The organism is Peptoanaerobacter stomatis (genome assembly GCF_000238095.2).
Classification (GTDB): Bacteria; Bacillota; Clostridia; order Peptostreptococcales; family Filifactoraceae; genus Peptoanaerobacter; species Peptoanaerobacter stomatis_A.
This window is the reverse complement of record NZ_JH815225.1, coordinates 1,521,488-1,535,568: the sequence shown is the minus strand read 5'-3', so window position 1 is coordinate 1,535,568 and position 14,081 is coordinate 1,521,488. Positions and strand designations below refer to the sequence as shown.

The following is a 14,081-nucleotide window of genomic DNA, read 5'->3' as shown; positions in this document are numbered from 1 at the left end:
TTTGCAATATTTTATTCAAAAAATAAAAGTAATTACAGCGAGTATAAAATCTTTGCCATAATTACTTTTATGTGATTATCCTACCAGTTTATCCACTACATCTACCAAGTTTTCTATTTCAGGCTTGCTAAGTTGAGCGTCCACATGTACACTTTCTCCTTTGTGCTTAAGTGTTTCAGTTATAAGTGATGAGAATATTACAACAGGTAGACTTCTCAGTACAGGATTTTCTTTTATTTTTCTTGTTAGGGTATGTCCGTCCATTTGAGGCATTTCTATGTCAGTTATCAGGATATCCACTTCATCTTTAAAGTTTTCGCCTTTTCTTTCAAGCAAGTCTTCAAAATAATTCCATGCTTGTTGTCCGTCATTAAAGAATCTAAGTTGTGAAAAGCCTGCTTTTGTAAGTGCTTCAAATAATACTTTTCTTATTAATGGAGAGTCGTCTGAAAGTACAACTTTTAAGTTGCTTCTGTCTTTTTTTACTATTTTTTCTATACGTTCATCGTTTATTCCGGTTGCCGGTGCTATATCTGATACAACTTTTTCAAAGTCGAGCATCATTACGATTCTGTTGTCGAATGTTATGTTTCCTATAACGAGTGAACCTTTATCATCTATTATTGCATCCGGTTTTTGTATGTTTTTCCAAGGCACTCTTTGAATTCCTTTTACAAAATCTACGCAAAAAGCTACTTGATTTTGGTTGAATTCGCATAACAAAGTCGTAAATCTTGTCTTGTTTGTATGTTCTCCTGTCAAAACAAATTTCATATCTACAAGCGGAATTATAGCGCCTCTCACCATCGTAAGACCTATAACTGAAGCATTTGCTTTTGGAACGGGTGATATGTTGTCTACTTCCAATATTTCTTTTATCTTGATTACGTTTATGGCATAATCACCTTCGCCTACTCTAAATTCAAGTACCTCCGCTTCTCCTGTACCTGTTTCCAACAATATTTCTTTTTTTGTGCTCATCACAATATCCCCTTTATTAAAAATTAAATTTGAAAAACCTAATGCTCTACAATTATGCCGTCTTTGGATTTATTATGGATATTACCATTTGATTTTTGTCAAACATCTTTATAAGTCTTGAATTTATGTCTTCTATTTTAAGCTCGTTCAAGTAGTCGTAATATTCTAAAAGATTTTCATCTTTAAAGTATAGTGACAGATATATGTTTGCCAAACTTTCCACTGAGTCGAAAGTTTTTATAAAAGAGCCTAATTTTTGTTTTTTTACTCTTTCGAATTGTTCTTTTTCCGCTCCATATTTTTTAAAATTTTCTATCTCTTCAATTATTAAATTTTTTGTATTTTCTATATCTTTGCTTTCGCCTTCTATTGTTATATAACCGTAGTCTTTGGCTGATGTGTAATTGGCAGATAATTGTGAGAATATAAGTGAGCTGTTATATAATTTATCGTGCAATTTGGAGCCTTTTTTAAATATGAGCTGATTTATTATGTCCATTTCTATATCTTTTTTTATGCGAGGATAATCTTCGTTTATAGTGTCATTTTTTTCTTTGTATCCTATGCAAAACATAGGTATTGATACTTCCAATTCTTTTTGTATCTCTTTTTTAGCTGTTTCATCTGTTTCTTGTACTTGTATTCTTGTGATTTCACCCTCAAACATATTTGTATCTTTTACGGTATCTTTGATGATTTTCATAGTTTCTTGAATATCTACATCACCTACGACAAATAAAGCCATATTGGACGGAGAATAAAATGAATTATAGCAATCATACAATTCTTGTGGAGTTATCTTGTAGATGCTTTCAACAGTACCTGCTATGTCTATTGAGTTAGGGTGAGTTTTGTACATAGCTTTGAGACAATTAAAAAATAATTGCCAGTCGGGATTGTCGTCATACATTTTGATTTCTTGCGCTATTATACCTTTTTCTTTTTCTATGTTTTCATCTGTAAAATGAGGAGTTTGTACGTAGTGTATGAGGTGCTTTAAAGATTCTTTAAAACCTTGAGTTGCCGAAAATAAGTAGGCTGTCATATTGAAGTTGGTGTATGCATTGGCATCTGCACCGTATTTTGAAAACTCGTCAAATGCGTTGCTGTTATCCGGCATTTCAAACATTTTATGCTCTAAAAAGTGTGCAATTCCTTCGTTTACTCTGATTTGTTTTTTTGTGTGAGGACTTATAAATTCAAGGTCATTTGAGCCGTAATCAGTTGCAAATACGGCGTATTTTTTGCTAAAACCTTCCTTTTTCATTATGAATACTTGCAGATTGTTTGGAAGTTTTTCAGCATATATTTTTTCGTTTAAAATTTTATTTTCGTAAAACATATTTTCTCCGTTATAGTTAATACCGATATCTATTTAAAATATAATATATCGCAATAAAACATTATAAATTGATGTTAGTTTTATTTAATAATATATAATATTAAGCTGATTTTTTAATCAGACTATAATATAAGGTCGGTATTTGATTTATTCATTTTTAGTCAAGAAATATTCTAATTCGCTTTGGCATTTTTGTGCTACCTTTTGAATATCATCTTTGCCTACACGTTCAATTATCGCTATTATTTCATCTATTGTTCGAGGTGTGTCTGATAGACTTTGTGCATAGTAAAAATCTCCAAGTGCGGCAAGAGAGTCTGTAAGTGTAGTAAGTGCGTGTATATAATGTCTTTTTGCACTATCAAGCTCTATATCGGTAATTCTACCGTTTTTCATATCTTCTATCTGTTCATTTATTAGATTTATTGTCTTTTGTTTATTTTCGGGTTCTATTCCGGCAGTTATCATCATAGTGCCTTTTACTTTTTGTAAGGTTGAAGCTATGGAGTAACATAAAGAGTGTTTTTCTCTGACGTTTGCAAACAGTTTGGAAAAAGCACCTCCGCCTAAAATGTTTACGTATGTCACAAAATTGTAGTAATCTTCATCTTTTGGAGATATTCCAAATGTATAGCCCAGTACCAATTTACCTTGAGTGATGTCCATTTTTTCTTCTTTTTGTTTGAATTCTTTCTTTTGGTGTATTTTTTCCTTTTCTATTACGACTGGGTTAATTTTTATATCAAATATCTCTTTTATATAGCTTATCACCTTGTCTTTTTCGAACTGACCGGCGATTACAATGTCTATTGGAGATGTTTTTATAAATTCTTGATAGTATTCGTACAGATTTTTTTCGTCTATACTGTCAAGATCTTGTAAATATCCGTCTTGCCTTATAGAAAAAGGTTCATCTTCAAACATAAGCTCAGTAGCTTTATTAAAAGCATATTTTCCCTTGCTATTTATTTCAGCCTTTATATCTTCTGATAAGACTTGTTTTTCTATATCCACATACTGTTTGATAAAACTCTCATTTTCAACGTTTGGCATAAATATGATTTCTTTTAATAATTCTAAAGCGTCTTGTGTTATGTTCTCCGGTAAAAATCTGTCTGATACCAAAGACAGAGTGAATGATATTATATGTTTTTCGCCTATTTTTTCAACCGAAGCGGATACACTGCTGGAGTATAATTCCTGCATTTTAATATCAAGCTCTAATGGTGTCTTGTAAGTTTTTGTAGATGATTTTAAGACATAAGGAAGCAATGAATTTTTTGTAACTTCCTCTCTTTTTAAGGATCTTTTGAAGTATACTGTTACGACATTGGTTTTGAATTTGTCGTTTTCAATATACATCATATTTACGTTGTCATTGATTTTATATTTATATAGATTGTTCAAATTGTTCTCCTTGAAATTAAAGGTTCAGATTATTTTAAACAAAATTGTGCTATTTCATCCAATTTTGAATAGTTTTTCTTTATATACAGATAACCTATAAGTGCCTCAAAACCTGTGGCATAGTTATATTCCTGAACATTGGCATTTTTTGGAGGATTTGTGGCTGAGTTTCTACCTCTCAGCACAATATCCCACATATTTTCATCAATTATGTTGTTTTCTTTGAGAGTTTTTACCATATCTGCTTGTGCTTTGGCTTTGACGTATTTTGTTGAGAGTAGATGCAGTTTATTTACTTTTGAAAATTTATTTTTTGCAAGTACATAATTTCTGACATATATTTCCCATATGCAGTCGCCTATATATGCAAGTGCAAGCGTATTGATACAGTTTACATCATCTTGAGATAATGCAAGGTCTCCTATATTCTCGACCATTGTACCCCCTGTCTTGTGTCTTTTATTTCTATACCCATTTGTTTAAGTTCATCTCTTATTTCATCGGCTTTTGCAAAATCTTTTGATTTTTTTGCAATATTTCTTTGTTCTATCAATTCTTCTATTTTTGCGACATCGACATCTTCATCTGTTTTGTCCATAGCTATGTTGAGTACACCTGTAAGCTCGTTTAACATATCAAGAGTTTGTTGTACGAATACTTTTGATGAATCTATACTTACATTCGTATTTGCAAATTTTACGAGATCAAATATAGCAGTTATAGCATCTGCTGTGTTTAAATCGTCATTCATCTTATCTATGAAATTTGTCTTGCATTCTTGCAAATATACTACATTTTCTTTTTCCTGCTCGCTCATATCAGTTTTATCTATTTTTGTAAGAATAAAGTTCAGATTATTTTTGCAATTTTTTATTCTTTCCAATGAGTTTTTGGCTTGATTAAGCATATCTTTACTGTAATTTATCGGGCTTCTGTAATGTGCGGACAACATGAAGAATCTAAGTGTATCTCCGTCAAATTCTTTTAATACATCTCTAACTGTAAAGAAATTTCCAAGAGATTTACTCATTTTTTCGTTGTCAACATTTATATAACCGTTGTGCATCCAGTAATTTGCAAATGTGTGTGATGAGCGTGCCTCACTTTGTGCTATTTCGTTTTCGTGATGAGGGAAGATTAAATCTTGACCTCCGGAGTGTATATCTATACTTTCTCCCAAGTATTTGTTACTCATAACAGAGCATTCTATATGCCAACCCGGGCGACCTTGTCCCCAAGGTGAATCCCAACCTATTTCTCCCTCTTTTTTACCTTTCCAAAGAGCAAAATCTATAGGAGCTCTTTTTTCATCGTTTATCTCTATTCTTGCGCCTGATAGCAAATCGTCTATATTTTTGTGTGATAGCTTACCGTATTCTTTGAATTTTTTTACTTCAAAATAAACATCATTGCCAAGTACATATGCGAAACCTTTATCTATCAAATCTTGTATGAAATCAATTATCTCTTTTATGTTTTCTGTAACTCGTGGATGGACGGTTGCTTTTCTTATTCCGATTGCTTTTGCATCTTTGAAATACTCTTCTATATATTTGTCCGCTAACTGTATAGGAGTTATACCTTCTTCGTTAGCCTTGATAATTATTTTATCATCGACATCTGTAAAATTTTGCACAAAAGTAACTTCATATCCGATATATTCCAAATAATTTCTGAGTGTATCAAAAACTATGAAAGGTCTTGCGTTTCCTATATGAAAATAGTTGTAGACTGTAGGTCCGCAAGAGTACATCTTAACCTTGCCTTTTTCAAGTTCTTTGAATTCTTCTTTTTGTGAACTCATAGTGTTATAGATTTTCATAATTCCTCCAAGTCATAGCTGATACCGACTAAAAAATAGGCATTTATGTTATTTATAAATATATATAAATAATTAGCCATTGCTTAATCAGGTAACTATATAAAAAATTAAGTATGTAATTTATAAAACTAAAAAATATGTAACAGTTTTTATATATTATACCATAAAAGCGTATATTTTAACAAAAAATAATTTAATATAACAGAGTGATTATTAATAAAATATGAATATAATATGAATATAATAAATCATTATGGTGTTCATATTTTATAGGATAATAGTATTATTTAAATATTATTTTACATTATATTATTTTAAACAGGTTCAGGTATTGTATATTTGTTGTTTTGAAAAAAGTGTAATAAAGATATGTTTGTGATACAGTTTCAATCAGTTTAAAGTATAAAAGCTTTCGGCATTGATTGCAAACTATATAAGTATTCCGCAGTTCGGGCTTAAAACTTGTCCTGTGTATGACGAGGTATCTTCACTGCATAAAAATAAAATGGTTTTTGCAATTTCCTGAGGATAAGATACTTTATTCAAAGCGGATATTTCTTTAAGAGCGTTAATATCGTCATCGCTGAAATCGCTCATCATATCTGTCATAACCACACCCGGAGCTACAATGTTCACTCTTATATTGCTTGGTCCGAGCTCCTTTGCAAGAGCTTTTGAAAATGATATTATAGCACCTTTTGTTGCAGAATATATAGTTTCGCAAGATGAACCTGTAATCCCCCATATAGATGACAGTGTTACTATGCTACCATATTTTTGAGAAACCATATAAGGAGCTGCTAATTTGCAAGTATTTATGACACCTAAAACATTTATGTCAAAAGCAGTTTTTATTTCGTCAAAACTCATATCAGTTATCGTACCGTAAGGAGATACCGCGGCATTGCATATTAAAGCGTCTATATGTTTGTTACATCTTATAAAGTCTTCAAATACTTTTTGCATTTTATTGAAGTCGGATACGTCCGATTTGTATGGAAAGCATTGTTGTCCCATATTTTCTATTTTATTTTTAAGCTTGTTTGCACCGTCATCGCTTTTTAAGTATGTGAAACCGACATCATAGCCGTTTTGTGCGAATAGCAGTGCGGTTTCGTAGCCTATACCTCGAGAGCCGCCTGTAATTAATACTGATTTTGCCATAGTATCTCCTAAAAATTTAATTATTTTATAAAATTACAGTGAAAACCATAAAATAAATACATAAGTTGATAACGCTATAATAAATGTTGTATTCCAAGAAGTAGTGAAATCGTAAAATAAATATATAACTGATTAAACCTTTATATATGTAAGTAAAGAAAATATTAGAGAAAAAATTTAAAGCAAACACCTAAAAAGTGCTTGATTATATAAGCTACAAGCTTAACATATTTCATAGCCTTAACTTATATATTTTTATAATGATATTCATATTAAAATTATAGAAAAATATATTATGGTAAGCTTAATTTTTATTTCATTAAAACTTTTTCTATTTTCTTATATTTAATTTGGTTTTGTATTAAATAATATAATACCATTAAAATAACGATTTGAACAGATGAGTTAATTTTCCATTCTTTGTTTATTTTATATAATAATTACAGTGTCTATACTAAAGTGCCTTTTGAGGTACTTTGTACATCCATTCGCAGAGGAAAAGCGGAAGTATGATAACTTTGACGAACTGAGACCGACCATCAATGGGTTTGTAGAAAAAATCTTAGTACACGAACTAGATCGAAAAGGCAGTCAAACCGCCAATCAGAAAGTAGAAATCTACTTCAACTTTATCGGCAACTATGAACCGCCAAAAGAAGAATTATATGAAGAAGAAAAGCAGAAATTAACAGAGGAGGAAGAAAAAGAACGAGAAAGAAAAGACAGGCTTCATCAAAACTACCTCAAGCGTAAAGCAAACGGCAAGCAAAAAGAATATGAGGAAAGATATAAGGAGAAGAGGGAGCAACTCAAACAGGAGAAACTTAAAACGCTGAAAAAAGCGGAATACCACTAAATGAATATAAGAGGATAGCAAAAAATTGTCCTGCATAGATGTTTCCTCTCATTGACTACTATAAAATATAGTGATATAATTTATAGTGGTCTTTTTTTGGAGGAGAAAATATGTCAGCAATAGATTTGATTGTTTTAGGAATGATTAAAGAAAAAGAACAAAGTGCTTATGATTTACAAAAAAATGTTGAGTATCGAAATATTTCTAAATGGATCAAAGTAAGTACCCCATCCATTTATAAGAAAGTTGTTCAGTTGGAGGAAAAAGGATATATCAAGGGAAATGTGTCAAAAGAGGGGAATATGCCTGAAAAGTCGATCTATCATATCACAGAGAAAGGAAATAAATATTTTCTTGAGCTGATGAAAAAAATTTCTGCTCAAATGATAAATATATTTTTGGATTTTAATGCTGTCATCATCAATTTGGAAATGGTATCTCCGTTTGAACGAAAGGAACTGACAGAAAATATCGAGTGTCAAATCAGGGAATTTCAAAAAGCGGTATCAGGGTTGGAGGAAGAGAGGACAGATATTCCATTTACGGGCAAGACTATTCTAAAACAACAAGTATTATTATCAGAAGCATTGAATAAGTGGATTGAGAACTTTAGAGAATTGTATTTAGAGGAATAAAAAATGGCAAATAAAAATGAGGATAAAGAAATCCTGAAGGAATTAAGAGAAATAACAAAAACCAAAGAAAACTGGGGAGAAGTGATTGATGATGTTGCAAATAAACTAAATGAAAATCATTCTGTTATTGTAAAAGCAAAAATCTTGTGGCTTCTTGGAGAAATGGGATTAAATTATTCGAAGCAAGTAGAAGCATATATTATAGATATTGCCTTTTGTTTAGAGGACGAGCATCCAAAAATCAGGGAGCGTGCGGTTAATGCTTTAGGAAGAATAGGCAGAGCAGATAAAAACTTGATTATCCCTTATTTAGATAAAATAATGAAAATGAGAAAAGATCAAGCAGACGATGTTAGGCTTGCTTTTGTTTGGGCTTGTGAAAATATTGCAACCAACGCTCCTGAATTATTTTGCGAAAGAATGGATCTGTTTTATAAAATGATACAAGATAAATGCGTGCGAGTGCGGATAGAAGCACCGGAAATGTTTCGAGTAATGGGAAAGAGAAAACCGCAGTATATAAAACCTTATTTAGAAAAATTACAATGGTTTGCAGATAATGACACACACCCTGTTGTTCGTATTCATAGTGCCGGTGCAATACGGATTACCAAAAGAGCATTAAAGGAGAGTGAAGACAATGCCACAGATGACTAAAGGCGGAAAATATATTTTTGGTTGGTCGAGGATAAGAGTAAATGGAGAACTGATCTTTCCGAGAATGGCGGTAGATGAATATAAGCTAAAAGAAGAAAATCACATTTATATTGTTTCAGGAAGTAAGCGAACAGGAGGATTTTGTGTAATGACAGAACCCTTACTTTCCCATTCAAAACTCAAAAATGTTTTGGAAGAAAATCCAAGTTTAGCAGACAGAAGTTTGAGAGAGGGAGAGTTGATTACTTACAAAGGAAGAAAATACGGTTGGCTTGCACTAAATAAAAGTGCAGTATATCTTTCAGATGATTTGATGAAGATGTTAGAAATAAAAGTCGGGGATAAACTCTTAGCTATTCGTAGCAGTGATATTGCTTTTACAATGGGTGTAAAGGGAAGCTTGATAGAGAAAGCGAACGGCTATCGAGGAATTATTGAAGAATTTTGAGGAAGAAATTTACAAGTATATTGAAATAAAATGATATTTTTAAATGATGAAAAATAACAGGTTAATTTTAATAGAAAACTTTTTTTGATACGAGAGGTTTACGCCAAAGTTATGAAAAAAGAAGAGATTTTAAATGAATATATATGAAAAATTGAGACAGTATTTTGAGAATTTAATTGAAGAAAAAAATATACAAAATGATGATATATCAATTTATATAAAAGCTTTAGACAGTAAACAGGCTATAGGTAAGCCTAAAAGACAGGATTATCCGCTATTAAACGGCAAAGAAGTGCTTTTAGAAGCTAATTATAAAAACAGCTTGGGACAGGCATTTACAAGTGCAAGAATCAGTGTAAGTTTAAAACTTCAAGTTTATTGAAAAATAAAAAACCGTTAAACTCACATTATGGGTTTAACGGTTTTTGCATTATATTTTATTAGACCACTGCTTGCAATCTATAATATGGTCCACGAAATCTTCATAAAATTCAGGCTCATGGCATATAAGAAGTACAGTGCCTTTGTATTCTTTTAATGCACGCTTTAATTCATCTTTGGCATATATATCCAAGTGGTTTGTAGGCTCATCGAGTATCAGTACATTTGTAGGTTTGTTCATAAGTTTGCACAATCTTACTTTTGCTTGCTCTCCACCGCTTAACACCATGACTTTACTTTCTATATGTTTTGTTGTAAGACCGCATTTTGCGAGCATAGCTCTTATATCTCTTTGGTCAAGTGATGGAAAATCTTGCCATACTTCTTCTATGCAAGTGTTGTGATTGGCATCTTTTATTTCCTGTTCAAAATATCCTACTTCTAAAAATTCGCCTTTAGTCACAAAACCGCTTATAGGTTTTATAATTCCGAGCAAGCTTTTTATTAGAGTGGTTTTTCCAAGTCCGTTTGCACCGGTTATGGCTATTTTTTGATTTCTTTCCAATCTGAATTCTATCGGCTTTGAAAGTGGGGAGGTATAGCCTATTACAAGATTATTTGTTTCAAAAATCATCCTGCCGGATGTTCTTGCAGTTTTGAAGTTAAATTCCGGTTTCGGCTTTTCTTGTTCAAGCTCTATGATTTCCATTTTATCCAATTTTTTTTGCCTTGACATAGCCATATTTCTCGTGGAAATTCTTGCCTTATTTCTTGCGACAAAATCTTTTAAATCGGCAATTTCCTGTTGTTGTCTTTTATAAGCGGCTTCTATTTGTTGTTTTCTTGCCTCTCTTATTTTTAAAAATTCATCATAACTACAAGAATATCTGTCCAATTTTAAGTTTTCCATATTATATATCAGATTTATTACTTCAGTTAAAAACGGGATGTCATGTGAAATGAGTATAAACGCATTTTCATATTCAGTCAGATATCTTTTAAGCCATGCTATATGCTCAGCGTCAAGATAGTTTGTAGGCTCGTCTAAAAGCAGGATGTCCGGTTTTTCTAAAAGAAGTTTTGTGAGCAGAACTTTTGTTCTTTGCCCTCCGCTTAATTCATCTACTTTTCTGTCGAGACCTATATCAGCCAAACCAAGTCCTCTTGCAGCTTCTTCAACTTTGCTGTCTATTATATAAAAATCGTTGTGCTCGAGTATATCTTGTATTGTGCCTACTTCTTCAAGCATAGCAGTTACTTCATCTTCGCTTGCATCTCCCATTTTCATATAGTATTCGTTCATCTCTTGCTCCAAATCGAATAAGTATGAAAATGCTTTTTTTAGGGCATCTCTAATCGTGTCTGTAGGTTCTAAAACGCTGTGCTGGTCTAAATATCCTACTCTTACCCTTTTTGACCATTCCACTTTTCCTGCGTCAGGCTCCAATTTGCCTGTTATTATATTCATAAATGTGGACTTTCCTTCGCCATTTGCCCCGATAAGTCCTATGTGTTCGCCTTTTAACAATCTGAATGAAACATCGTCAAAAATGGCTCTGTCGCCAAATCCATGACTAAGATGTTCTACATTTAAAATGCTCAAATCTTCTCTCCTTAATTTTATAATTTATTAATGTTTAATATGACTGATTATTTTTTGAAAGGTGCTAATAATTTCAAAGATAACAATATATGATTTATGACTAAACAATTTATAAATAGAGTTATATATTATTGAATTTGCACAAAGCTATTTTTCTATTCATCTGTTTAAATTTAGTATAGAATCAAATATTAAAGTTTATAAACTTATCCAATAGCGGCTAATTATTTCTTCGCCGTCAATTATTTCGTTTTCCAATAAACCTCCGCTTTTCATTATAGTTCTTGCAGAGGCGATATTACTTTTGTCGCAAGTTATAAGGCATTTTTCTATTCCTAAGCTTTTACAAACATCAAGCGCCATAGACAGCATTTTTGTTGCGTAGCCTTTTCGTCTTTGAGATTTTCTGACGCTGTACCCTATATGACCGCCTTGCTTGAACAGAAAATCATTTAATCTGTGCCTTATGTCTATCATACCGACTATTTCATCATTTTCATCTACTGCGATAAATGTGCTTGCAGGCACCAAACCTTTTTTAACAGTATCTTCGCTTGAGTTTTGAAGTATTAATCTATACCATTCTTCAAAATTGTCAATTTTATCAAGACCTGCACTGCCATGTAAGACTTCGTTATTTGCTACAAATTCGGCTTTATAGTCTAAAATTTTGTTCTTATATTGTTCATTGGGTTTTATTAATTGTATATGCATATATATTCGTCCTTTATATAGTTATCTTATATTTATAGTTTAGCAATACTCATCATTTAAAAAATAATTGATGATTTTTTATAAGAATAATGAAATTCTATAATTAACCGTTTTTAAGTGGTTATTTAGCAGGTGTTTAGTATAATCACCATAAACTTTGATTCAATGGATTGTTATATGAAAGTAAAATATTTATAAACAATATAGTTTAACATGCTTTTAAGGATAAATATAAAAAATGGCTATTATTAACAAAATTATGTGTTTGCAATAGCCATTGTTATCAGTATTTATTTATACTTAAAATTAATTATATGAGTTTATTATGTCAAAACCTGTTGCTATAATGGATTTTTTGAAGGAGTTCCTGACTTTCTCGGATATATATCGGGTGTATCGCCTAATTTTTCAACTACTACAATATTGTGATGCAAATCACTGAAAGGTAGCTGTACTTCTTTTTTATCGATTATCTTACATTTCAGTTTTTTCATAGCATTTTGGCAGTTTTTTAGCTCATCGTCTACATTTTGCCCTTTAAGACATAGCAGATGACCGCCTTTTTTTAGAAATGGAGTACAGTATTCTGCAAGAGTGGACATATTTGCAACAGCTCTCGACATACATATATCGTAACTCTGTCTGAATTCTTTTTTATGTGCAAGTTCTTCCGCTCTTGAATGTATTGGAGTAATATTTTTTAAATTCAATTTTTCGATTAAATTTTGCAAAAATATTATTCTTTTGTTGAGAGAGTCGACCAATGTCATATCTATATCTTCTCTCAACAGCTTTACAGGTATTGATGGAAAACCGGCGCCTGTTCCTATATCTATTGATTTGGAATTGGGCTGTATATCAAAATATCCGAGTATACTTATACTGTCCAAGTAGTGCTTGATATAAATATCTTGTTTGTCAGTTATTGCGGTGAGATTTATATTTTTGTTGTATTCGAGCATATAGTCTGTGTATATCTCGAATTTTTCATAAATGTCATCGTTGTGAGATATATTCATAATATCAAGTGCTTCAAAGAAATTTTCTTTTTTCATTAAAATATACCTAATATTTTCTTTTTATAAAAAGGTGCAATATCTTTTGTAGCTTCTTTGCCGAATTTTGTACTGTATTCAAGTTGATCAAGGAACATATCTGTCAGAAACGGCCTTGCGATTTCTGATATTTTGGCAAATGTTGTATCTTTGTCGCCTGTAAAATCGGTGATTAACAAATAGCTGTTATCTCCGTTATGGCTTAAAAATCTTATATATGCACTGTTTATATTTTTTTGTGACTTGAAGTGATTTACAAGTGCATCTATCATATCTTTTGGATATAAATCTCCTTCTAATGATGATATTTCGACAGTTTCTCCTTCTTCTATATTTACAGTGCCATCGCTTTGAGCTTTTGAGCGATTTTCAAGGATATAGTTTATTAATTCGTCTGTTATTATTATATTGTCTGAGTCTCCATTTATTATGAAACCTTTGAATACAGTGGTTTTATCTAATATTACTCCGCTAATTTCATCAAAGTCTAGCAATACCTCTTCAAAGTCATATTTTTCCTTTGCGGATTTCATCTCCTGCATATTTGTAAAAACAGGCAGAAATGTTTCTTTGTTTTCTATTTTTTGCAATAGTGTAAAACCTTGCACTTTATCTTCAGCTTCTTTTGGTATATCAATAAGAGTGTATAAATATGTGTTTAACAATTCATTTATCAATGTATTTTGGTTGTCTTGTGAGTTTTCTGCAACCACATTTTTTATAGCGTATTCTAAAGCTTCATTAGAAAAACTGTCGCTTAAATCTTTTTTTCGTATCATAATTGTTAAGGTTATCCTTTCTTAAAGTATAGACATTGTATAAATACAAAACTGCTATACATTATATTTTACATAAAATATTAAAAAAAAGCAAATTTTATTTTTTATGATTTATACTGATATAATATTTAATGCTAATACTAAACTTCTATAAAATAAAAGTGCAAAAGGGAAAAATAAGATATAATGTCTTTCAAAAAAGATATGCTCAAAAGTATATAACTTTAAGGGATTTGA

At 31.3% G+C, this 14,081-nt stretch carries 14 protein-coding genes and 1 pseudogene; 5 read left to right on the top strand and 10 right to left on the bottom strand.

The features are described 5' to 3' along the window. Positions 1-75 precede the first annotated feature (75 nt). The 6 genes from HMPREF9630_RS06705 to HMPREF9630_RS06680 all read right to left on the bottom strand — a co-directional run bounded on the left by HMPREF9630_RS06705 (position 76) and on the right by HMPREF9630_RS06680 (position 6,716). Positions 76-981 (bottom strand): chemotaxis protein, encoded by a 906-nt coding sequence (locus tag HMPREF9630_RS06705; RefSeq protein WP_009527754.1) that lies wholly within the window; start codon positions 979-981, stop codon positions 76-78. A 52-nt stretch (positions 982-1,033) separates the two neighbouring features. Continuing rightward, positions 1,034-2,323, bottom strand: a complete 1,290-nt coding sequence (yfmH, locus tag HMPREF9630_RS06700; protein ID WP_009527753.1) for an EF-P 5-aminopentanol modification-associated protein YfmH — start codon at positions 2,321-2,323, stop codon at positions 1,034-1,036. Between the two features lie 147 nt (positions 2,324-2,470). Then, entirely contained in the window at positions 2,471-3,730 is a 1,260-nt protein-coding gene (gene yfmF / locus HMPREF9630_RS06695) for an EF-P 5-aminopentanol modification-associated protein YfmF (protein ID WP_009527752.1), read from the bottom strand. Positions 3,731-3,759: 29 nt separating this feature from the next. Beyond that, positions 3,760-4,167: a Mini-ribonuclease 3 gene (locus tag HMPREF9630_RS06690; RefSeq protein WP_009527751.1), complete on the bottom strand. Its 408-nt coding sequence runs from the start codon at positions 4,165-4,167 to the stop codon at positions 3,760-3,762. Continuing rightward, a complete protein-coding gene (gene cysS / locus HMPREF9630_RS06685) occupies positions 4,152-5,552 on the bottom strand; it encodes a cysteine--tRNA ligase (RefSeq protein WP_009527750.1) in 1,401 nt (466 codons plus the stop codon). The genes HMPREF9630_RS06690 and cysS overlap by 16 nt, the downstream gene beginning before the upstream one ends. A 429-nt stretch (positions 5,553-5,981) precedes the next feature. Further along, on the bottom strand, positions 5,982-6,716 hold the full coding sequence (locus tag HMPREF9630_RS06680) for an SDR family oxidoreductase (RefSeq protein ID WP_009527749.1): 735 nt from the start codon (positions 6,714-6,716) through the stop codon (positions 5,982-5,984). A gap of 505 nt (positions 6,717-7,221) precedes the next feature. Here HMPREF9630_RS06680 and HMPREF9630_RS06675 point away from each other — a divergent pair. From HMPREF9630_RS06675 to HMPREF9630_RS06655, 5 genes and pseudogenes are all read left to right on the top strand, one after another. Continuing rightward, a pseudogene (locus HMPREF9630_RS06675) lies at positions 7,222-7,610 on the top strand (DUF4368 domain-containing protein); the annotation flags it as partial. Between the two features lie 72 nt (positions 7,611-7,682). Beyond that, a complete protein-coding gene (locus HMPREF9630_RS06670; RefSeq protein ID WP_009527748.1) occupies positions 7,683-8,207 on the top strand; it encodes a PadR family transcriptional regulator in 525 nt (174 codons plus the stop codon). A gap of 3 nt (positions 8,208-8,210) precedes the next feature. Then, the gene (locus HMPREF9630_RS06665) at positions 8,211-8,864 is read left to right on the top strand and encodes a HEAT repeat domain-containing protein (protein ID WP_009527747.1); all 654 of its coding nucleotides are present in this window, start codon (positions 8,211-8,213) and stop codon (positions 8,862-8,864) included. Further along, positions 8,848-9,312 (top strand): hypothetical protein, encoded by a 465-nt coding sequence (locus HMPREF9630_RS06660; protein WP_009527746.1) that lies wholly within the window; start codon positions 8,848-8,850, stop codon positions 9,310-9,312. Before HMPREF9630_RS06665 ends, HMPREF9630_RS06660 begins: the two co-directional genes overlap by 17 nt. A 133-nt stretch (positions 9,313-9,445) precedes the next feature. Beyond that, entirely contained in the window at positions 9,446-9,694 is a 249-nt protein-coding gene (locus HMPREF9630_RS06655) for a hypothetical protein (protein WP_009527745.1), read from the top strand. A 48-nt stretch (positions 9,695-9,742) separates the two neighbouring features. Here the strand turns inward: HMPREF9630_RS06655 and HMPREF9630_RS06650 are convergent, their stop codons facing one another. The 4 genes from HMPREF9630_RS06650 to HMPREF9630_RS06635 form a co-directional block, all read right to left on the bottom strand. Beyond that, positions 9,743-11,296, bottom strand: coding sequence for an ABC-F family ATP-binding cassette domain-containing protein (locus HMPREF9630_RS06650; RefSeq protein WP_009527744.1), 1,554 nt, complete (start codon positions 11,294-11,296; stop codon positions 9,743-9,745). Between the two features lie 198 nt (positions 11,297-11,494). Beyond that, positions 11,495-12,010, bottom strand: a complete 516-nt coding sequence (locus HMPREF9630_RS06645; protein WP_009525504.1) for a GNAT family N-acetyltransferase — start codon at positions 12,008-12,010, stop codon at positions 11,495-11,497. Positions 12,011-12,351: 341 nt separating this feature from the next. Continuing rightward, a complete protein-coding gene (gene rsmG, locus HMPREF9630_RS06640) occupies positions 12,352-13,065 on the bottom strand; it encodes a 16S rRNA (guanine(527)-N(7))-methyltransferase RsmG (RefSeq protein ID WP_009527743.1) in 714 nt (237 codons plus the stop codon). Beyond that, on the bottom strand, positions 13,065-13,844 hold the full coding sequence (locus tag HMPREF9630_RS06635) for an enhanced serine sensitivity protein SseB C-terminal domain-containing protein (protein ID WP_009527742.1): 780 nt from the start codon (positions 13,842-13,844) through the stop codon (positions 13,065-13,067). Before HMPREF9630_RS06635 ends, rsmG begins: the two co-directional genes overlap by 1 nt. Positions 13,845-14,081 lie beyond the last annotated feature (237 nt).